Raw genomic sequence first — 21,454 nt, 5'->3', positions numbered from 1 at the left:
ACCCTTTAGGAGTATCAGGAGACATCCATGGCAAAGATTGACATTCCCAGCCTCGTGCGCGAGGCGATCAATGATCCCGAGTTTTCACGCGAGATGCGCTTCTTCGACGGCACCATCAAGGTGACCGTCGGGGCCGACGAATCGTTGCTGAAGTTCCGCGACGGCAAGCTCCTCTCGGCAGAAAAGGGGACGGCGCCGGACGACCAATGCCAGATCGTGGTCCGAGGGACCGACGAGCATTGGGAAAAGATGCTTGAGCGCTTTCCGGTGCCGTTCTTCCAGTGCCTGCAGACGACAGCTGTCAAGCATGGCCTGGAACTGAGCACGACCAATCAAACGTTCGCGTACTTGCCAGCCCTGAACCGGCTCGTGCAGTTCATCCGCGAGAAGCACAACTGAACTTCAAGGGGACAGAAAATGGCAAAACATGAACCGATCGTCGGTCGCTACGTTCATCTCGACATCGACGGCGTTGACTACCGCGTGTACTACGAGGAAGCAGGCAAGGGCACTCCATTGCTCGTCGGCCACACCGCCGGCTCCGACGGTCGCCAGTACCACTACCTGTTGAACGACGAGGAGGTCACCAGTCGCTTCCGTGTGATCGCCTACGACCTGCCGCGCCACGGCAAGTCGCTGCCGCCCAAAGGTGTGAAGTGGTGGGAGCATGAATACAACATGACCAAGAAGTTCATGATGGACTTCCCCAATACGTTCGCCAAGGAACTGGGCTTGGATCGGCCGGTGTACATGGGCAGTTCGATGGGTGGTCACCTCGCGATCGACCTGGCGCATTCTCACCCCGACAAGTACCGCGCAACCATCAGCGTGGAAGGCGCTCTTCGCTCAGCGGTCGAATACGTGGATGTGGGCATGGCCGGCATTCGGCGTGAATTTGACAACCCGAATGTCAGCCGCAATTCCATCGGCGCGGCGATGCTGCTGAACATGTCGCCCTATTCGCCGGAAGAGAATGTCCGCGAAGTCCAGTGGATGTACATGCAAGGCGGCCCCGGCATCTTCGCGGGCGACCTGTACTACTACTACTACGACCACGACATGTCGCCCGAGGAAGCGAGCTCCATCGATACATCCAAGTGCATGCTGTACTTCCTCACCGGCGAGTACGACCCCAACACATCACCGGCGGAGACCGAAGAGATCGCCAAGCTGGTCAAGGGATGCAAATACTGGCCAATGCCCAAGCTGGGTCACTTCCCGGCCACCGAGAACTACCCCGAGTTTCGAAAGTTCCTCCTGCCCATCCTCGACGAGATCGCGTCGAAGAAGGCCTGAACGATCGAGCGCCCGAGCGCCCTGTAGCAGGGTAGCCGAAGCAATCCGACCGAGCCGAGATCCGGCTCGGCTGGCGGCTGCATTACCTGTTCCATGCAACCTGAAGAGGAGAATGATGATGCTTTCAAGACTGATTCGGGTCGCCATCGCGACCACAGCCTGCGCATTCGGCCTTGTGGCTATGGCGGCGTCCGCCGTCGACGAGTTGCCCAAGGATCTGGCGGCCGCCTACCAGGGCCTCGATCCACAGCAGCCTGTGGGCCAGAGCGCCTATCGGGATTGGAAACCCAAGAAGGGGCCGCCGTGGACCATCGGCTACGCAAGCTCGTATGCCGGGAACACCTGGCGCTCCGCGGCCATGGATCGGCTCATGAAAGATCTGTTGCCGAAGTACAAGGCAGCTGGCCTGGTGGACAAGATCGTGGTGACCCAATCGGACCTGAAAGACGCGACACAGATCCAGCAGATGCGGCAACTCGTCGATCAGGGCGTGGATGCCATCATCATCTGCTGCTCCAACGTCACGGCGTTGAACCAGACCGTGAAATACGCCTATGACAAGGGCGTGCCGGTTTTCTCCTGGAGTGGGTACGTCACGTCGCCCTATGCGGTCAACGCATCGGCCAACTACACGGAGGGTGGCTACAAGATCGGGAAGTGGTTGGCGGAGGAGATTGGCAAGAAAGGCAACGTGCTGCTGGTCAGCGGCATTCCCGGTCTTGCATCGTCCGACAGCTACGACAACGGCGTGAAGCGGGCCCTCGCTGAGTACCCTGACGTCAAGCTGGTGGGTACGGTTGCCGGAAAGTGGACATCTCAGGTTGCGCAGACCGAGGTCCAGAAGTTCCTGGCGACCCATCCGCAAAAGATCGACGGCATCATCGCGCAGTCGGCCACCGAGACCGGCACGCTCAAGGCCGTCATCCAATCCGGTCGTCCCGTTCCGCCCATCACCCTTGGTGGTGAAGCCGGTGCCGCGTGCTACTGGCGCAAGAACAAGAACTGGGTGAGTGGCGGTTTCCACATCTGGCCCCCTGGCGATGAGATGGAGCTCGTATTCGACGCGATGATCCGCACGCTGCAAGGCCAAGGCCCAAAGACTCAGTCGATCATCCGCCCGGTTGCCAAGTTCACCTACGAGGACGTCGCGAAGGCGTTGCCTGAAAGCTGCAGCATCGACTCGACGGACTGGCTGCAGCCTGGCCCGGAGGTCTGGTTTCCTGCGGCAATGGCGGACAACTTCTTCTTGCGTCCTTTCGACCCCCTCAAGGGTCGCAAATGAAATCCTGGGCGGAATTCGGAACGTAATTGATGACGCTGCCGGCTAGTCCAGCCGGCAGCCCTCAGCGAACGGTGGCCAACCATGAGTGACGTACAAGTTGTCGATGTGCACAAGGCATTCGGCGAGACCAAGGCCCTGGATGGATGCACGCTGCACGCGTATCCCGGCGAAATCCACGCCATCATCGGCGAGAACGGGAGTGGCAAGAGCACGCTGGCAAAAGTGCTTTCTGGCATTCACACGATCGACAGCGGCACCGTGTCGATCGATGGGCAACGCCCAACTTCGCCTCAGGAGGCCCGCCGCCTCGGGGTTGCCACGATCTTCCAGGAGATTCTGGTGGCAGACGAAACGTCGATCACAGACAACCTCTTCGTTGGCGTGGACGGTCTGTGGCTTCGCAAGGTTCCCGAGGACCGCAAGCACAGCATCACCGCCGAGATGATGCATCGTTTCACAGGGGAACACATCGACCCTTCGACTCCCGTGGGCGAGTTGCCGCTCAGCGTCAAGCAGTGGATCGTCATTGGCCGCGCGCTGATCGGAGACCCGAAGGTCCTTATCTTCGACGAGTCGTCAGCGGCGCTCGATCTCGACGGCACGGCCCGCCTTCACGACGAGATGCGCAAGCTGCGCGACAAGGGTGCGTGCGTGATCATCGTGACGCACCGCATCGCCGAACTCGTGCGCATCACGGACCGCGCGACGGTACTTCGCGATGGACGCACTGTTGGAGAGCTCTCGAAATCGGACATCACGGAGGCGAACCTGCTCGCGCTGATGACGGGACAGGCGAAATCCGCAGGCTCCACCGCTTCGCCCGCTCAGGCGCGGGCGGCTATCCAAACAAAGCGAGAGCCGGTTCTTCGGGCCGACCACATGTCCTTTGGAGGAAAGCGTAGCTTCGACCTGAGCCTGCTCGAGGGCGAGGTGATGGGGATCACGGGACTGGATGGTGCCGGCCAGGACGACTTTGTGCGTGCGCTTGCAGGCATATGCCCGAACGACGTGGGAAACGTGAAGATGAAGGTCGGATCGATCTGGAGCGAACTGCACGATCCGCTCGATGCGGAGAACGCTGGCATGGCCTTTGTCTCAGGTGATCGAAAGCGCGAAGGCATTTTTCCGAACCTGAGCATCTTTGAGAACCTGTCGATTGGTCTCTACAAGCAGACCTCGAACAAGGCGGGCTTCATCGCTCGCTCCAAGCTTGAGCAGATCTTCGCGCATGAAGTTCGCCGCTTCTCGATCAAGATCGGCAACCAGCACAACCGCATCACCACCTTGAGTGGTGGAAATCAGCAAAAGGTGCTGATCAGCCGGGCGCTTGCGGCCCAGCCACGCGTGATCGTGCTCAACGATCCAGCTCGCGGCGTCGACATCGGCACCAAGAAGGACCTGTATCGGGAACTGAAGAACTTCGTCGCGGCCGGCGGAGCGGTGGTCTACCTTTCGAGCGAGTTGGAGGAGTTCTTCGACTTCGCGGATAGAGTCGCCGTCTTTCACGATCAATCGATCTTCCGTGTCCTGGAAGGCTCCGACATCTGCGAGGAAAAAATTCTTCCAGCCATGTTCGGCCATACCGGACCAGTCCATTTCGACGACCCCGTCGTGGAGGTTTCATGATGAGCACGCTAACCAATCAGGGACTTATCGCCCGTGTGCCATCGCACCTGCGAGTACCCGTTCTCCTGGTGCTTGTGCTGCTTGCCGCAGTTGCGGTGCGCGCACCCCGACTGTTCACTGTCGACGGCATCGGGGGCGCCATCATCGTGGCAGTTCCATTGATGCTGGCAGCGATGGCGCTCACCCCGATCGCACTCGCCGGCCGCGGCGGCGTCGATCTCGCAGTCGGGCCGCTGATAGGGTTCATCAACGTCACGATGATTCAGTGGCTCGTTGGCAATGACATTCAATCCCCCGTCGTTGTGATTGCCTTCATGATCGCGGTGGGAGTCGCCTACCAGGTCTTGCAGGCGCTGATCATCATTCATGTTCGGGTCTCTCCGATCATTGTCACGCTGAGTGGGTACCTGGTCCTGACGGGTCTCAACCTGGTGATCATGCCAAGGCCCTCCGGCGTCGCTCCGGAGTGGATGGCGTCCTGGGGTGCGGGAACAAGCATCTTCTCTCCGGTTTTGCTGCTCTTCGTGGTCGCCTGCGTGCTGTGGTACGCGTGGAAGCGGACCGTCATGTTCACTCACCTTTGCACGACCGGCTCGGACGAGCGCACGGCGTATGCGAGCGGAGTCAACGTTGACGCCGTGCGCCTTACCGCTCACGTCGCGGCTGGCGTGCTCGCCGGTCTCGCATCGCTCGCTTTTACCGCGCTGATCGGTTCCGGCGACCCCACCCAGGGCAGCACCTACACGTTGACTGCCGTCACTGCACTGGTCCTTGGCGGCACGAGCCTCGCTGGTGGAAAGGGCGGAGCGCTGGGGTCCGTTCTCGGCGCATTGAACATGTACCTGATCTCGTATGTGCTTTCGACGTTCGATTTCGGGACTGTCTCTGCATACGTCACCCAAATGAGCTACGGCCTGCTGCTGGTGGCCTCACTCGTGGTGACCATCTTCACGGGTCGACGTGCTGGAGCTGCGCGATGAACACGGTTACAAGGAAATCAGTCGAAATGACGGCCATCAAAGGTTCCCGATCGGGTCCCGGCACCATGAAGCTAACCCTTCGGCGCAACCGGAGCATTCTGGTGGGATGCGCTGCGCTCTTCACCCTGATGCTCGCCGGTGCTCTCCTGGTGGACAGCTTTCTCTCGGCGTCCAACGTGAGGTCGATGCTGCTTCTTGCTGCGTTCCTCGCTCTTGCGTCACTGGGCCAGACGCTCTGCGCTCTCCTGGGCTCGTTGGATCTCTCCATCCCATTTGTGATCGGCGCCGCAAACATCGGCCTGGCTTCTCTGATCAGTCACGGTGTGCCGACCGAGATCGCGGTCGCCGTTGTGATCGTCGTTGCCGCCGTGATTGGGCTCGTGAACGGAGCCGCCAGCTTCCGCATCCAGGGGCAGGCGCTGATCGTCACGCTTGGCATCGGCTTCGCGGTGGTGGGCGCAGTACAGATTCTTGTCTCCATTGGATCTGAGTTTGGTGGCAACGTCGTCGCCCAGATCCCGGATTGGCTGTCGAGCATGGCCTCCATGAACGGTTCGACGCTGGGGATTCCTGTGCCTCCAGTGGTCGTGATCTGCGCTGTGGTCGGCGCGCTCGTCCTGTACTTTGCGCGCACCAATCGCCACGGGCGGGCCTTCTACGCCATTGGCGGAAACCGAACCTCGGCCAAACGACTCTCTATCTCGGAATGGAAGTTCTGGCTCATCGCCTATGTCGCCAGCGCCGTCATGGCTGCCGTCACCGGCATGCTGCTCCTGGGCTTCAGTGGGGGCGGCTTCGTGGGGGTGGGCGATCCGTACTTGTTCACGACGGTCGCCGCGGTGGTCATTGGGGGCACCTCCCTTTTGGGCGGGCATGGCGGCTACGGGTTGACGATTCTGGGGGCCCTGGTCCTCACAGTGTTGACTTCCCTCCTGGTCGGCATGGGGCTGAGCTACGCGGCTCAGCAATCGATCCTGGGCTTGCTGATTGTGCCGATGGTTGCCTTGTACGCCAGGGCTCCGCATCTGCGCATGCAAATCTGAGAGTGAAGCCCGCCAACAAATGCCCGTTGTGAGAGACGCGGCGTGGTCTCCATATCACCGCAGGCGGCAGCGATGCAGCCGGAGACATCATCCGTGCGCTGGCGTCCGCACAACATCGCAAACCGCCGAATCACTGTGAGTCTCAGCATCTGTCGTTGACAGCTACGTTCGAGGCGTCCTTCGAAACTATCGAGTAATAGCTATGAACCAACTTGCTGCAGTATCTTTGAATCCGGCAACCAGACACGTCGTGGCGGAGTATCCGTATGAGACCGAGGCGGACCTGAAGCGCCACCTTCAGAGGGCGCAGAAGGGCTTTGAGACATGGTCCCAGCGCAGTTCCGCCGATCGAATCGAAACGCTTCGCCGGATGGCGAACGTGCTACGGCGGGACCTTGAGCCGATCGCCCGAATCGCTTCCCTCGAGATGGGAAAGCCCATCAAGCAGGCGCGCGCAGAGGTTGAGAAGTGTGCGACGTTGTGCGACTGGTATGCCGAGCACGGCGCGGCAATGCTCGCCGATGAGGCGACGCCTGTGGGACCGGACGCCTACGTTTCCTACCACCCGTTGGGAACCGTACTCGCGGTGATGCCATGGAATTTCCCGTATTGGCAGATCATGCGTGGTGCGGTGCCCATCCTGCTGGGCGGCAATGCATATGCTCTGAAGCATGCCCCTAACGTGATGGGTTGCGCTTACGCACTTGGAAAGGCATGGACTGAAGCCGGCCTGTCGGAGGGCGCGTTCACGGTATTGAATGTGCAGCCTGATCTCGTTTCGGTAGCCATCCGCGATGACCGCATTGCGGCTGTGGCGGTGACGGGCAGCGTGCGTGCCGGATCAGCGATCGCCGCACAGGCCGGCGCCGCGCTGAAAAAATCGGTGCTAGAGCTCGGCGGGTCGGATCCGTTCATCGTCCTGAAGGGAGCAGACATCGACAAAGCGGTGGAGGCGGCAGTGATTGGCCGTTTCCAGAACGCTGGTCAGATCTGCATTGCAGCGAAGCGAATCATTCTCGAAGCCTCCATAGCGGAGGAGTTCACCGAGAAGTTCGTGAAGGCAGTGGCTGCCTTGCGGGTCGGCGATCCGTTAGACGAATCGACGGAGCTCGGTCCCATGGCGCGATTCGACCTCAGAGACGAACTGGACCAGCAGGTCCGCAGCACGATCGAACAGGGAGCGAAGGTGTTGCTTGGAGGGGCCAAGCTTTCTGGTGATGGCAACTTCTATGCGCCGACCGTGCTAGCGAACGTGCGTCCTGGAATGACGTCCTTCGTTCAGGAGACGTTCGGTCCGGTCGCGTCGCTGATCGTGGCCAAAGACGCGGCTGAAACGCTGGAACTGGCCAATGACAGCGAGTTCGGCTTGAGCGCTGCGATCTGGACTGGCGACAAGGGGGCAGCCAAGGCAATGGCTCGCAAGCTCGTGACCGGCGGTGTTTTCATCAACGGGTTCTCGGCGTCGGATCCCCGCATTCCGATCGGTGGCGTCAAGAAGAGTGGCTACGGGCGAGAGCTGTCTTACTACGGCGTCCACGAGTTTATGAACGCTCAGACCGTTTGGGTGGACCGCCCGGGCGCTCCGTCGGCCCGTGTAGCAACGGAAGGGGAATAGCGGATCAGGCACCGTCGACCTCTGTGACAGCAAAGAGCGCACCCATGTCGACCCGCAGTGAAAGGGGCCCGCAGCTGGTCGTTCTGCGACACGGCAGTTCTGTCTCGAACGAGTCGCAACGATTTGGAGGATGGGAGGATGTGGAGCTCTCCGACCTCGGCGTCCGTCAGGCAAAGGAGGCTGGGCGGATGCTGCGTGAGGCTGGCGTGCGATTCGACATTGCATTCAGCAGCGCACTGGTTCGTGCGCTCGCAACCTTGCACCATTGCTTGTCCGAAATGAGACTGGCGGCCATTCCATCGGTCGCCGACTGGCGCCTCAATGAGCGTCACTATGGCGCCTTGCAGGGTATGAGCAAACCTGAAGCCGAGCGACTATTCGGCGCCGAACAGGTGTTCCGCTGGCGTCGAGGTTTTCGGGATCGCCCGCCATTGTTGACGCCCGGCGAGCCGAGAGACAGTCGCACCAGCCCGCGTTACGCTGCCCTTCAGCCTCATCAGATTCCGCTGGGCGAAAGCTTGTGTGATGCCCACGGAAGGGTGAAGCAGTGCTGGGCCACGTCTATAGAGCCTGAACTTGCGCAAGGACGAACGGTCCTGATCGTGGCTCATGGAAACTCCATTCGGGTGCTGCGGATGCTGATTGAGGGCATCGGCGAGCACAAGATCAGGGAGATTGAAGTTCCGCATGCAACTCCGATGACGTATCGGTTCTGCCGTGAAACGGCACTGCTGCATCGCATCCCGGCATGATTTGCCTGCTATCAGATTGTCTGATAGAATGACGCCAGAGAAGTTGGCAACGACTTCCAGCTTTGATATTGGGGATTGGAATCATGGATTTGCAGATCAGCCGTCCACCCGTGTCCGTGCGCGAGCAGGTGGAAAACAAACTGCGACGGGCCATTGCAGGCGGGATGTTCAAGCCCGGGCAAAGGCTAGTCGAGCGCGAGCTTTGTGACCTCATCGGGGTGGGCCGGACTTCGATTCGCGAAGCGCTGCGCCAAATCGAGGCCGAGGGACTTGTCACGATTTACCCGAATCGAGGCCCGGTGGTCAGCACTTTGACCTCGAAGGATGCGCACCATCTGTACGGGGTTCGGGCGATTCTGGAGGGGTATGCAGGACGGATGTTCGCCACCCAGCGGACCGAGACGGATCTTGCGGCGTTGGACAGTGCATATGCCAAGTTGGAGCAGGCTGCCCGTGAAGGGGACCGCGCCGCGTTGGTTGCCTCCAAGGACGAGTTTTACGGAACCGTCTTGGAAGGTTGCGGAAACCCCTATGTAAAGCAGATGTTGACCATCATCCACAATCGGGTGAACCTCTTGCGAGCCACTTCCATGACGCAACCGGGCCGCCTGGAAACGAGCCTGCAGGAGATTCGTCGCATCGTCAATGCTGTTCGCGCGAAAGATGCGGTGGAAGCAGAAGCCGCCTGTGTAGCCCACATCGACGCCGCTGCGAAGGTGGCGTTGAAAGTGTTGGAAACGAATGAACGGAGTTCGGCACCGGGTGAATCCGCGCGAGCGGCGTCTGTCTAGGTTCAGCTCGGGCAGCACGCGCCGACCGTTCAGGAAGCGGGGGCGTGGCTGGCCGTGATGTTGTCATGCATACCATCAACAACCCCTTTCTCCAATGGCTGGGAGTTCGATTGACCGCTTGGTCAGATGGGTTCGTGGAGATGCAGCTCGAAGCGCAACCCCATCTGGCCAACCGAACCGGGCGCGTGCAAGGCGGAGTGATCTGCACGCTGCTTGACGCGGCGGCTGGTTACGCCGGACTCTATCGACTTCCCGACTCTCCTCAGCCGGAGAGTGTCACGCTTTCGTTGACCACCAACTTTCTCGACAGCGGCAGTGGCGCCTTGCTGGTGGCTAAGGGCACGCTCGAACGCCGCGGACGCGGAATCTACTTCGCACGTTCTGAGCTCTGGCTCGACTCCACGGTGCTATTGGCTACTGCGATGGGGACCTTCAAGTACGTACGACTTTCATCGACTTAGTCGAGTGAATTCCCTTTGCGCGGGGTGGCCCCAAACGCATCAACCGAAGCGGTGATGGGGGTCGGACAAAGCGGTCTGCCAGGCGAGGGCACGTTGTGAAGCTAGCCCTTCTGGTCTCGTCAACACGTTGTCCGAGAGTCCGAGAGTCCGGCGGCAGCGCCGGTTAGCGCCTAAGGTTGGTGGCCGTCCGCGCGCCGATGGCCAATGCCGGTTTGTGGCAAGGTCCTGATTGAGCAACCTGGGCGAGTTCCAGGGCCTATAGCACTTTAGGGCGATGCGAACCCCGAGGACGTGGTCGACACGACAACCTTCCCCTTGGTCCACCAACAGATCCGCACGCCCAGGCGCTCGATGGACGAGACCGGCACGAGATCATTTCGCGCGCGGAGAAGGCAAGACCCGCGGGGAAGGCATCGACGAGTCCGTTCGGGCGGGCACCCCAAATTCTTCGGCAGCCAATGTCTCACTCTGTTGGGTGAAGTCATTCCATAGCCCGCCTCAGCATCGCCGCAGACCACGCACGAGCCCGCAGGCGATGACAAGCAAGTGGTGCCCAAGCTCGAGTACCTCGGACCGCGCAGGGCTTCTGTCTAGATCGAATGACCGCGCGCGGAATCAGGGCGCTGTGCGGAGTACTTCTCTACTGAAGTCACGAACGTCTGCAGGTCGTCGCGGCGCCGGCAACGACCGCCGGACGACGCGGCCAGGGCTAGCGGAATTCGTTATGAGATGCAGCTGAAAACAGTATTTCCGCTCACGAGTCGGGCCTCCTAGCATTCGCCACCTACTTAGTCGAATAGCGATATCTAGGAGACCTTCGAAATGCCTCGCATCCTCGCCGCCGTGGCGACAAAGCCCAAAGCTCCGCTGGAGTTGCGCGAACTCATCCTTGCCGAACCTGAGGGCAACGAGATCCTCGTCAAGACCGTCGCGACCGGCATCTGTCACACCGACCTGCTGTTGCGCGACGGCATTTTCGGCCCTAACCATCCGGTCATCCCGGGCCATGAAGGTGTGGGCGTCATCGAAGCCATCGGCGAAAACGTGAAGGGCCTCAAGGTCGGTGACCACGTTGCCTTGAGCCAGAGTTCCTGCGGTCATTGCCCGGACTGCCGTCGCGCACATCCGATGAACTGCCGCAACTACAGCCAGTACAACCTGACGGGCCTGCGCCCGAACGGGAAGCGTGCGATTCTCGATGCGGACATCGGCGCGAACTTTGTCGGGCAATCCTCGTTCGCAAGCCACATCCTCGCAACTGAGAACAACGCGGCCAAGCTGCCCGAAGAGTTCCCCTTGGACATCGCAGCGCCGCTCGGCTGCGGCATGGCGACTGGCGCGGGCACTGTCATCAACGCGCTGCAACCGGACATCAGCTCTTCGATCGCGGTGTTCGGCTGTGGCGCCGTTGGGATGGCCGCGATCATGGCAGCGAAGATCCGCCATTGCCGCGAGATCATCGCGATCGATCTGCACGAGTCGCGCCTGAACATGGCTCGCAGCCTTGGGGCGACGCACACGATCAACGGACGGGCATCCGACGTCATCGAGCAGATCCATGCCATCACGGATGGAGGGGCGGACTACGCCGTCGATGCGGTGGGCGCCATCACAGTCATTCGCAACGCAATTGCCGCGACACGCGCGGGTGGTCACTGCGCATTGCTCGGCCTCGACAGCTTGGGCAAGGACATCCCCATCCAGCTGGACTGGATGGTCTTCAATCGCAAGCTGCAGGGCGTGATCCTGGGTGACCAGGTCGTTCAGACCTTCATTCCTCACTTGGTGCAACTCCAGCAGGAAGGCGTCTTTCCTTTCGAAACGTTCGTCACGAAGTACCCGTTCGAAAGAATCAACGAGGCGATCGCGGAGGCCGAGGGCGGCAGCGTCATCAAGCCTGTTCTCGTTTTCTGATCCGGAGAGCCGCATGACCGCCGTATACGTCGTTGCCACTTTCAACGTGAAGCCGAACCATCAAGAGGCTGGCCGCACCCTGATCGAGGGATTCGTCGCTCCTTCACTGGAACAACGAGGCTGCCTGTTCTACGACCTTTACCAGTGCGCCGACGACCCTTGTGAACTCGTCATCGTGGATGGATGGGCAAGCCCAGAGGATCTGGATGGGCATGCCAACAGCTCACACGTACAGGAAACCGTCTCGAAGCTCGCACCGCTGCTCGACAAGCCAGCGCAAGTGAAAGTCTACCGAAAGCTTCTCTGAGGGGTGTTGACCACCGCTCGCCCATTGATTCTTAACCGCAGGAAATCGACATGGACAACATCAAGGGCAAAGTGATCGCCATCACCGGTGCTAGCAGCGGCATCGGCGCAGCAACGGCTCGGCACTTGGCCAGCAAGGGCGCATCCGTCGTGATCGGCGCGCCCGCGAATACTCGAGGGGATCTGGAACGGATCGTTGGAGAGATCCGCGGCGCAGGCGGTAAAGCCGCCTTCACGGAGCTCGATGTCACTCGGCTAGCAGACGTTGTCGCCTTTGTGGAATTCGCAAAGGAAAGCTTTGGCCGCCTCGACGTGATGGTCAACAACGCTGGGGTGATGGCACTCGCACCGCTCGACGCGCTCAAGGTGGACGAGTGGGACCGCATGATCGACATCAACGTGAAGGGCGTCCTGTACGGTATTGCCGCCTCGCTGCCAGTGATGCAGGCGCAGAACAGCGGTCACATCATCAATGTTGCGTCGGTGGCGGGACACATCGTGACAAAGAACAGCGGCGTCTATTGCGCAACCAAATCGGCGGTGCGGGTTATCTCGGAGGGACTGCGCCAAGAGGTGGGCGACAGCATCCGCGTCACGATCATCTCCCCGGGGGCCGTGGAGTCGAACCTCGCGACTTCCATTTCGCACGCGGAAAGCCGCGCCGAAGAAAAGAGGGTTCGAGACATTGCCGTCAAAGCCGTGGCCATAGCCGGTGCGATCGCGTTCGCGATCGACCAAACGTCGGACGTTGACGTGAACGAAATCCTCATCCGTCCTACCGCACAGCCCTTCTGACGCCACGCGGAAGCCGCATCCCAACTGTTCCCCTTTTACAACCCTTGGAGACACGCATGAAGCAGAAGATGAAGAAGATTGCAATCGCCACGAGCCTGGCTGGCCTCGCCGCGCTGGGCCAGCCCGCCGCAGCTCAGGAACTCAACCTGTTGGCGGATACGGTTGCCGCTCCAGGTGACAACCCGACGACCAAGCCCAACGAGTTCAAGAAGGCGGGTCCTTGGAAGATCGGCATGAGTCACTATGGACTCAATGGCTCGACGCATACTTACCAGACGGCGCACGAAGCCGAATATTCGGTCAAGCAGATCCCGCAGATCGGCCAGTACCTGTTCCGCAGTGCCGACTTGAATCAGGCGAAGCAAGCGTCCGACATCGAGGATCTGATCGCGCAGAAGGTGGACGTGCTGATCGTTGCCCCGCTGACCACAACCTCCGCTTCGGCCGGGATCGAGAAGGCTCGGGCTGCCGGTATTCCGGTCGTGGTCTATCTGGGCAAGACGAGTACCGACAAGTACACGACCGAAATCCAAGGCGATGACTACTACTTTGGCAAGGTGATGGCCGAGTATCTGATCAAGCAAACTGGCGGCAAAGGCAATATCTGGATCATGAAGGGCATCGCCGGCCATCCGATCGATGCGGACCGCTATCGCGGAGCCATGGACGCCTTCAAGACGGCCCCCAGCCTGAAGATCGTTTCCGACCAGAACGCCAACTGGTCTTACGACGACGCGAAGAAGATGTGCGAGAGCCTGTACCTCTCAAACCCGAAAGTCGATGGCGTGTGGGCGGACGGTGCCAACATGTCACTTGGCTGCGCCGATGCGCTGCAGCAGATGGGAATGAGCAAGCTGCCTCCGATCACCGGCGAGGCGATGAACGGTTGGCTTCGCCGTTGGACGCAGGACAACCTGCAATCGATCGGGCCGATCTGTCCTCCGGGGTTGAGCGCCGCCGCGGTGCGTGCCGCCGTCGCATTGCTTGAAGGTAAGCCGGTACACAAGCACTACGTCAATCGTCCGGCGCCGATCACGAATGAGACGCTGGGGAAGTTCGTTCGCACGGATCTGTCGGACGCGTTCTGGAGCCCTTCAGAGCTGCCGGAGCCCACGATCAAGAAGCTGTACGGCGACAAAAAGTAAGCCGACCCTTGATCGACGAGCGAGGCGGCTGATGCTGCCTCGCGATTTGGAGTGCCTCGAGTGTCAAACACCATGATTTCTGCGAAGAAGATCGTCAAGTCATTTGGTAACGCAACGATCCTGCACGGGATCGACTTCTCCGTTCGCGCTGGCTCCATCCACGCGCTCACGGGAGAAAACGGCGCCGGTAAGTCGACCCTGATGAAAATCATTGCCGGGGTCCATCGACCCAACAGTGGTTCGCTGGAGCTTCGCGGAAAGCCGGTGGTCATCGGTTCACCACTCGAAGCGCTTCGAATGGGAATCTCCACCGTGTTCCAAGAGTTCACGCTGGTGCCGAACCTTTCGGTGGCGGAGAACATCTTCCTCGGCAGAGAGCCTCGCACGGGCGCTGGTGCAATCGACTATGCCACTGCCGAGAAGCGCTCGCGAGAGATCCTCGGGCGGGTTGGCCTGGAGTTCGACCCGAGAACGCTCGTGCGCAACCTCACCGTCGCGCAACAGCAGGCGGTCGAGATCGCCAAGGGCATCTCGGCGGACGCCGACGTGTTCATCTTCGACGAGCCGTCGGCAGCGCTGAATGCCGCCGATGTCGAACGGCTTGAGAAGCTCATCTTCGAGCTCCGCGACGCAGGAAAGGCTGTGATCTATATCTCCCACCGGCTGCGCGAGATTTTTGAGTTGTGCGACACCGTGACTGTGATGAAGGATGGACGCCTGGTCGCCACTCATCCGACCAGCGAATTGAGCGAGCACGATCTGGTTGCCCTGATGGTCGGACGTGAGCTCACAAACTTCTTCCCGCCCCGAGGTAGCTCTGGCCCCTCCGACATCGCATTGGATGTGCGCTCGCTCAGACTCAAGGCAGGCTCTCCGGCAGTGAGCTTCCAGCTCAAGCGTGGCGAGATCCTCGGCTTTGCGGGTTTGGAGGGACAAGGACAGCGCGAGATCGCCCGCGCACTGGTAGGACTTGAGTGTCCGGAACAGTCGGACATCATCAAAGGCGCCTCGGGTGCGCTGCGATCCTGCGCTCTGTCAACTGATGAGGGCATCGAGTCGGTCATCCGCGCTGGGGTCGGATTCATTCCTGAAGATCGCAAGTCAGAGGGACTGTTTCTGAACCTCTCGATCTCAGACAACATTGCGCTGGGCATGCAAATAGGCAGGCCATTGCGTGCACTCTTGGCCGACGCCCGTGCCATCGTCGATGGCCTCGTGCGTGAGATGAAGATCGGCACCGGCAACGCAAAAGCCGCAGTCAACTCGCTCTCAGGCGGCAATCAGCAGAAAGCTCTGATCGGTCGCTGGCTCGCCTCAGGAGTCGACGTCCTGGTCATCGAGGAGCCCACGCGCGGCGTCGACGTGGGCGCCAAAGCCGAAATCTATAGATTGCTTCGCGCATTCGTCAACCAGGGCGGGGCGCTGCTGGTGCTGTCGCGGGAGTTGCTCGAATTGATTGGCTTGTGCGACCGCATTCTCGTGGTTCATGGACGGCAGATCGTCGACGAGATGCTTGGCGCCGAGGCGACTGAACAGAGGATTTTGCATGCGGCGATCGGACGCCGAGAACTCGCCATTGAATCGGAAAGGGCGGACGAGGTCGTACTGCTCGCCGACACCTTGCCTGCCTCTGGCGACAACCCCATGACGAAGCCTGGCGAGTTCAAGAAGCCGGGGCCTTGGAAGATCGGGATGAGTCACTACGGCCTGGCGGGATCGACTCACACCTACCAGACAGCGCACGAGGCCGAGCATGCCGCGACACAGATTCCCGAGGTCGGTCAGTACTTGTTTCTCAGCGCAGACCTTGATCCAGACAAGCAGGCAGCGGACATTGACAAGCTGATCGATCAGAAGGTCGATGCATTGATTGTCGCCCCGCTGAGTGCCACCTCGGCGTCTTCAGGCATTGAGCGCGCGCGCGTGGCCGGCATACCTGTCGTGGTGTATCTAGGCAAGACGAGCACAACGCAATTCACCACCGAGATCCAGGGCGACGACTACCATTTCGGCAAGGTCATGGCCGAGTACCTGATCAAAGAGACCGGAGGACAAGGCAATATTTGGGTGCTGCGTGGCGTCGCGGGGCATCCTATCGACGAGGATCGCTACCGCGGTGCGATTGATGCCTTCAAGACGGCACCGGGCCTCCAGATCGTCGCCGAGGAGCACGCAGGTTGGTCGTATGACCGCACCAGGAACCTGTGCGAGCAGTTGTATCGCGCGAACTCGAAAGTCGATGGAGTCTGGGCTGACGGGGCGAACATGTCGCTTGGCTGTGCCGACGCACTGGCACAGCTCGGAGTCGACAAGCTGCCTCCAATCACCGGCGAGGCCATGAACGGGTGGCTGCGACGCTGGAGATCCGACAGGTTCAGGTCCATAAGTCCCATCTGCCCGCCCGGCCTTGGCGCCGCGGCCGTGCGAGCGGCGGCCGCGCTCTTGGGAGGCAAGTCGGTCCACAAGAGCTACCTCAACCGCCCAGCCCCAATTACAAGCGACAACCTCGCGAAGTTCGTGCGCGCCGATCTATCCGATGCCTTCTGGAGTCCGACCGAACTGCCGGAGCCCACGATCAGAAAGCTGTACGAGGCCCGAGAGCCGGCTGGAACATAGGAGACATTGCAATATGAAAGCACTCACCATACTCGCGATGTCGCGAGACTCGCGCGATGGCGCGCTGCGTGTATCGATTGCCATCTTTCTGGCGATGCTGATCATCGCCGCAACGACCTCTTCCGAGTTCTTGACAGGTCAGAACATAGGCAATCTGATCTCGCAGACGGCACCCTTGGTGCTTGCCTCCGTCGGTCAGATGATGGTCATCTTGACGGGTGGGCTCGATGTTTCCAACGGGGCGGTCATGAGCCTAACCACCACCATCGTCGCCCTGCCGTATGCGAAACCGCTCACGCTATTCCTGGCCCTCGGAGCGGCCCTGCTAATCGGAGCAATCAATGGAATCGGTGTCACGCGGCTTGGGGTGCACCCCATTGTCATGACCCTGTCGACGATGAGCTTCGCTCAAGGCCTTGCGCTGCTGCTTCGCCCGATTCCGGGAGGGGACGTCCCAGCATGGCTGAGCGCGGGGGTCAACGGCAGTCTTGCAGGCATTCCATTCGCCGTTCTATGGATCGTGTTGCCGGTCGCTGCCGCGGCATGGCTGCTGTACCGGCGACCGTTCGGCGTGCACCTTTTCGCCGCCGGCGGCAACGCAGATAACGCACGCATGAATGGAATCAAGACTGACCGCGTGATCGTGTCTGCGTACATGCTGAGCTCGCTGTTCGCATTCTTTGCGGGCCTGTACCTTGCAGGACGCCTGTCCTCGGGAGACTCAAAGGTCGGCGTGGCATTCAACCTTGATTCGGTGACCGCGGTTGCGCTGGGCGGCGTGCAGTTGAGTGGCGGCGTCGGAAACCTCTTTGGCACCATAATCGGCGCGTTGCTTGTCAGCTTGATCGGCAACGCCATGAACCTTTCTAACGTGTCGGCTTTCATCCAGGTGGCAGTCAAGGGGCTACTGCTCGTCGTGGTTGTGAGCGTTCAGCGCCGCAAGGAGATTGGGCTATGAGTTCCTACGTCGCCACCCAAGGCAGACCAAGCCGCAACGGTCTGAGAACGACCTTGCAATGGGTTTCGTCCCTGCCGCCATCGTACTTCGTGCTCGCAGGGCTTCTAATAGTCGTAGCCCTCTTTGCCAGCAACCTGCTGAATCCGATCTTCACGTCCATCATCCTGCGTCAAAGCGCCCCGCTAGGGGTCGTGGTGCTCGGCCAGGCGCTTGTCATGCGTGCCGGATCGATCGACCTTTCGGTTGCTGGCGTCTCGGCGATGACCATTTACCTCGTGACGTCTGGGATCCTTGGCGAGCTTCATCCAGCTTTCCTTGTCCTCGTGCCGCTAGTGATGGGAACGATCGTGGGCGCGATCAACGGTCTTTTGATTGCCTACGTTCGTGCATCGGCCGTGATGGTGACGTTGGGAATGACGACCATATTGATGGGTGCCGTGTCTTGGCTAACTGCAGGGCAACCGCCTGGGGCTGTACCACGCTGGCTAATGATGGTGACCAACGAACGTCTGCTCGGACTGTCCTACTCAGTCTACATCTGGGTACTAATGACGATCGGATTTGCCGTGGTCATGAAGACGATGGTGTATGGCAAATTCGTCGCTGCGATTGGAGACAGTCCAAAGGCAGCCCTTGTATCAGGCTTGCGCGTTCCGAACGTGATCTTTGCGAGCCATGTACTCGCCGGTCTGCTCGGCTCGATCGGATCAGTACTTCAGACCTCTGCCTTGGGCGTCGGAAGCATCAAGCCAGGGCTGGACGTCGTGATGAACGCGATCGCTGCGGCGATTCTCGGCGCCGTGACGTTCGGAAGTGGTCGCGGAGGAGTAATGGGGCCGTTTGTAGCCGTAATAGCCTTCGGCTATTTGTTTGCCGTGCTCACGGTGCTTGGTGTGCAGGAGCCGGGCAAGCTGATGGTCCAAGGCATTGTCATTGCGACTGCGGCGATAAGTGCTGGGGTGAAGCGCAAGTGAGTGAGCTGGACTGCATGATTCTCAGCATTGTCAACCCAAGCCTGACACGTAGACCCAGGCGAACGCTGCCCAGCGCCTGGTTGATGCGCCCGCGCGTTGAATTCGAAGTCGCGAATCTCGTGCACTGCAGCGCCGAAACCGCCGCCGTCGGGCGGCGCGATGATGAAGTCGAAACGGATCGCATGGAAGCGGGGTTCACATGGGATGTAGCGCGCAAACGAGTGATGCAGCGTAGGCGCGAGTGGCGTCGGTCGAGCTCGTCCTGCAACAGTCCTGCGAGCGTCTCCAGCAGCGGGCTGCTGCGAGGACTGCGCCGCATGACGCGAGTGTTCAGGGTGGCGGCGATGCCGGACTGGCGCAGCTCGCGCAGCGTGCATCCGATCTCATCGAGGGTTATGCGCAGCACCTGATCACACTTGGATGTGTGCATTGAGTCTGCTGGTTGCCAACGCTAGTCCGGTCAGACACGAGCATCTAGGCGCAAGACAAATTGGCTTGGGTAAGCGGCCAGCCGCCCCACCTTGAGATCTGAAGCCAAGCCGGAGACCATGCTGTCCATCTAAGTTAGCTGGACATCTATGGACGTCAATCCGAAGCAACGCCGCCGTCACAGCGCAGCGTTCAAGGCGCAGGTTCTGGCGGCATGCTCCGAGCCTGGTGCCTCGGTCGCAGCGGTTGCGCTTTCGTTCGGGCTCAACGACAACCTCGTGCATCAATGGCGTCGCGGTCGCGGAGCGAGTTCTGTGCGAGCGGCAGGTTCGGCGACGGTTGCCGAGCCTGCGCCGGAGTTCGTTGCGCTGTCGTTGCCGACGCCGGCGCCACCGCCTGCACAGGCGCCATTACCCACGGCGGCTGCACCTGCCGAGACGATCCGGCTCGAGCTCAAGCGTGGCGCTCTCGGCGTGAGCGTCGTGTGGCCCATCTCGGCGGCAGCCGACTGCGCGGCGTGGCTTCGCGAAGTGTTGCGATGATCCGCATCGACGCTCTGTGGCTGTGCACCCAGCCACTGGACATGCGTGCCGGCGCCGAGCGCTTGATGGCTCACGTCGTGCATGCTCTGGGCAGCGCTCGTGCGCATCACGGCTACTTGTTCGCCAACGTGCGGGCCACTCGCATCAAGCTGCTCGTGCACGACGGCTTCGGCGTGTGGTGTGCCGCCCGAAGGCTCAACGCCGGTCGCTTCGTGTGGCCCAGCGAGAGCAGTGCCGCGAACCCACTGTCGTTGACGCAGGCGCAGTTCGATGCGCTGGTGGTGGGACTGCCTTGGGAGCGTCTGCCGGAGATGAGTTTGATCACGCGGCTATAGGCCGCCGAACGGCGAGCGCGTTGACAGCGCAACTCCCAATGACGCGAAGCAACCGGGCCTGCATGATGCATACCCATGCAGGACCTGCGCGACCTCAAGGATGAAGACCTTCAAGGTCTGACGCCCGAGGCGGTCACAACGCTCGCCCAGCAGATGCTGCAGCACATCCAGCGCCAGGCGCAGGACATCCGCCTGAAGGACGCCAAGCTCGAGAAGCTCACGTTCGAACTGGCACGTCACAAGGCTTGGAAGTTCGGTGCGAAGTCCGAGGCGATGAGCGCCGAGCAGCGCCGGCTGTTCGAGGAGACGCTGGCCGAAGACGAGGCCGCTCTGCAGGCGTTAATGGAGCAGGCGAAGGGCACGCCTGCGCCGGACGACAACGCCTCGTCCAAGCGCAAGCCACGACGTCAGCCTCTGCCCGACCATCTGCGCCGCGTGCAGCACCATCACGAGCCCGAGGACACCGCCTGCCCGAGCCCGGGCTGCGGCAAGCGATGGTGCGCGTGGGCGAGGACATCAGCGAGAAGCTGGACATCGTGCCGGCGGAGTTCTTCGTGCACCGCCACGTCTACGGCAAGTGGGCGTGCCGCTGCTGTCAGCGCCTGGTGCAGGAGGGCGTCGAGCCGCAGCTCATCGACGGCGGGGTGCCCGCGGCAGGCCTGGTGGCGCACACGCTGATCAGCCGCTTCGTGGATCACCTGCCGTACTACCGGCAGGAGGTCATCAACGCGCGCTCGGGCGTGCACACGCCGCGCTCGACATTGGCGGCCTGGTCCGGCCGTGGCGGCGCGGCATTGGAGCCGCTGTACGACGCGCACAAGCGCTTCGTGCTCTCGGCCCGGGTGCTGCATGCCGATGAGACGCCGGTGGCCATGCTCGACCCCGGTCGGGGCAAGACCAAGAAGGCTTACGTCTGGGCCTACGCGCGCGGAGCCTTCGATCCGGTGCCGGGCGTGATCTACGACTTCTGCGTGGGGCGCGGCGCGCAGTTCCCCATCGCGTTCCTTGGTACGGCGCAGGGTGGTGAGGACGAGCGAAGTTGGCGCGGTACGCTGGTGCGCGATGAATACAAGGCCTACGACAGCGTGATGGGCGCCGAGCCCGGGCGCACGGGCGCTGGATGTCTTGCACATGCGAGACGGAAATTTGACGAGTTGCTGCTCGACTCGGGCAAGAGCGCTGTCGCAGATGAGGCGCTGCGTCGCATCGCGGAGATCTATCGCCTGGAGCGCAAGCTATCCACGCTGACGAGCGAGGAACGACTGGCGAGCAGGCGCAGCGATGCGAAGCCACTGTGGACGGACCTGCATGAATGGCTGCGACTGGAGCGAAGCCAGGTACCCGACGGCAGTGCGACGGCCAAGGCCCTGAACTACAGCCTCAATCACTGGGAAGCCCTGACACACAATCTGCTCGACGGCGACGTGAACGTCGACAACAACAGCCTTGAGAACCTCATCCGTCCATGGGCGGTCGGACGCCGAGCATGGCTCTTCGCGGGCAGCGCGCTCGCCGGGCCCCGAACGACACCCAAACTCCCCCGGCTATCGACACGTAAATTCCCCCGCCCCGGCCGTCTGGCCGTGACGGTGTA

Annotated in this window: 21 protein-coding genes and 1 pseudogene; all 22 read left to right on the top strand. The window is 61.1% G+C overall.

The annotated features are described in order from the left end of the window. Positions 1–27 precede the first annotated feature (27 nt). Positions 28–399: a hypothetical protein gene (locus AC3A6Y_RS34210; RefSeq protein ID WP_487872660.1), complete on the top strand. Its 372-nt coding sequence runs from the start codon at positions 28–30 to the stop codon at positions 397–399. 18 nt (positions 400–417) lie between these two features. Then, a complete protein-coding gene (locus tag AC3A6Y_RS34205) occupies positions 418–1,296 on the top strand; it encodes an alpha/beta fold hydrolase (RefSeq protein WP_487872659.1) in 879 nt (292 codons plus the stop codon). A gap of 118 nt (positions 1,297–1,414) precedes the next feature. Beyond that, positions 1,415–2,578: an ABC transporter substrate-binding protein gene (locus tag AC3A6Y_RS34200; RefSeq protein ID WP_487872658.1), complete on the top strand. Its 1,164-nt coding sequence runs from the start codon at positions 1,415–1,417 to the stop codon at positions 2,576–2,578. Between the two features lie 81 nt (positions 2,579–2,659). Beyond that, a complete protein-coding gene (locus tag AC3A6Y_RS34195) occupies positions 2,660–4,204 on the top strand; it encodes a sugar ABC transporter ATP-binding protein (protein ID WP_487872657.1) in 1,545 nt (514 codons plus the stop codon). After that, on the top strand, positions 4,204–5,184 hold the full coding sequence (locus tag AC3A6Y_RS34190; protein WP_487872656.1) for an ABC transporter permease: 981 nt from the start codon (positions 4,204–4,206) through the stop codon (positions 5,182–5,184). The genes AC3A6Y_RS34195 and AC3A6Y_RS34190 overlap by 1 nt, the downstream gene beginning before the upstream one ends. 26 nt (positions 5,185–5,210) lie before the next feature. Beyond that, complete coding sequence (locus AC3A6Y_RS34185; protein ID WP_487872655.1) at positions 5,211–6,227, top strand: ABC transporter permease; 1,017 nt, start codon at positions 5,211–5,213, stop codon at positions 6,225–6,227. Between the two features lie 202 nt (positions 6,228–6,429). Then, positions 6,430–7,842: an NAD-dependent succinate-semialdehyde dehydrogenase gene (locus tag AC3A6Y_RS34180; protein WP_487872654.1), complete on the top strand. Its 1,413-nt coding sequence runs from the start codon at positions 6,430–6,432 to the stop codon at positions 7,840–7,842. Positions 7,843–7,886: 44 nt separating this feature from the next. After that, positions 7,887–8,594 carry a 2,3-bisphosphoglycerate-dependent phosphoglycerate mutase gene (locus tag AC3A6Y_RS34175; RefSeq protein ID WP_487872653.1) on the top strand — a complete coding sequence of 236 codons (708 nt, stop codon included), beginning with the start codon at positions 7,887–7,889 and terminating at the stop codon, positions 8,592–8,594. Positions 8,595–8,677: 83 nt separating this feature from the next. Further along, a complete protein-coding gene (locus AC3A6Y_RS34170) occupies positions 8,678–9,385 on the top strand; it encodes a GntR family transcriptional regulator (RefSeq protein ID WP_487872652.1) in 708 nt (235 codons plus the stop codon). Positions 9,386–9,450: 65 nt separating this feature from the next. Then, positions 9,451–9,846 (top strand): PaaI family thioesterase, encoded by a 396-nt coding sequence (locus AC3A6Y_RS34165; protein WP_487872651.1) that lies wholly within the window; start codon positions 9,451–9,453, stop codon positions 9,844–9,846. Between the two features lie 822 nt (positions 9,847–10,668). Further along, positions 10,669–11,760: an NAD(P)-dependent alcohol dehydrogenase gene (locus AC3A6Y_RS34160; RefSeq protein WP_487872650.1), complete on the top strand. Its 1,092-nt coding sequence runs from the start codon at positions 10,669–10,671 to the stop codon at positions 11,758–11,760. Between the two features lie 13 nt (positions 11,761–11,773). Further along, a complete protein-coding gene (locus AC3A6Y_RS34155) occupies positions 11,774–12,067 on the top strand; it encodes a putative quinol monooxygenase (protein WP_487872649.1) in 294 nt (97 codons plus the stop codon). Positions 12,068–12,117: 50 nt separating this feature from the next. Next, complete coding sequence (locus AC3A6Y_RS34150) at positions 12,118–12,861, top strand: SDR family oxidoreductase (protein WP_487872648.1); 744 nt, start codon at positions 12,118–12,120, stop codon at positions 12,859–12,861. A 56-nt stretch (positions 12,862–12,917) separates the two neighbouring features. Beyond that, a complete protein-coding gene (locus AC3A6Y_RS34145) occupies positions 12,918–14,006 on the top strand; it encodes a substrate-binding domain-containing protein (protein ID WP_487872647.1) in 1,089 nt (362 codons plus the stop codon). A 60-nt stretch (positions 14,007–14,066) separates the two neighbouring features. Continuing rightward, a complete protein-coding gene (locus AC3A6Y_RS34140; protein WP_487872646.1) occupies positions 14,067–16,622 on the top strand; it encodes a substrate-binding domain-containing protein in 2,556 nt (851 codons plus the stop codon). A 13-nt stretch (positions 16,623–16,635) separates the two neighbouring features. Further along, entirely contained in the window at positions 16,636–17,580 is a 945-nt protein-coding gene (locus tag AC3A6Y_RS34135) for an ABC transporter permease (protein WP_487872645.1), read from the top strand. After that, the gene (locus AC3A6Y_RS34130; RefSeq protein ID WP_487872644.1) at positions 17,577–18,554 is read left to right on the top strand and encodes an ABC transporter permease; all 978 of its coding nucleotides are present in this window, start codon (positions 17,577–17,579) and stop codon (positions 18,552–18,554) included. Before AC3A6Y_RS34135 ends, AC3A6Y_RS34130 begins: the two co-directional genes overlap by 4 nt. Positions 18,555–18,568: 14 nt before the next feature. Continuing rightward, positions 18,569–18,964, top strand: coding sequence for a hypothetical protein (locus AC3A6Y_RS34125; protein ID WP_487872643.1), 396 nt, complete (start codon positions 18,569–18,571; stop codon positions 18,962–18,964). A 168-nt stretch (positions 18,965–19,132) separates the two neighbouring features. Beyond that, positions 19,133–19,525, top strand: coding sequence for an IS66-like element accessory protein TnpA (gene tnpA / locus AC3A6Y_RS34120; RefSeq protein ID WP_487872642.1), 393 nt, complete (start codon positions 19,133–19,135; stop codon positions 19,523–19,525). Beyond that, on the top strand, positions 19,522–19,860 hold the full coding sequence (gene tnpB, locus AC3A6Y_RS34115) for an IS66 family insertion sequence element accessory protein TnpB (protein WP_487872641.1): 339 nt from the start codon (positions 19,522–19,524) through the stop codon (positions 19,858–19,860). Before tnpA ends, tnpB begins: the two co-directional genes overlap by 4 nt. 75 nt (positions 19,861–19,935) lie before the next feature. Continuing rightward, a pseudogene (locus AC3A6Y_RS34110) lies at positions 19,936–20,238 on the top strand (transposase domain-containing protein); the annotation flags it as partial. A gap of 116 nt (positions 20,239–20,354) precedes the next feature. Then, positions 20,355–21,454 (top strand): IS66 family transposase (gene tnpC / locus AC3A6Y_RS34105; RefSeq protein WP_487872640.1); only part of this gene is annotated, 1,100 nt, incomplete at its 3' end.

The organism is Variovorax sp. Soil_C_17, from assembly GCF_057657265.1.
The sequence above is the reverse complement of the archived record's forward strand: the minus strand, read 5'-3'. Positions and strand labels throughout refer to the sequence as shown.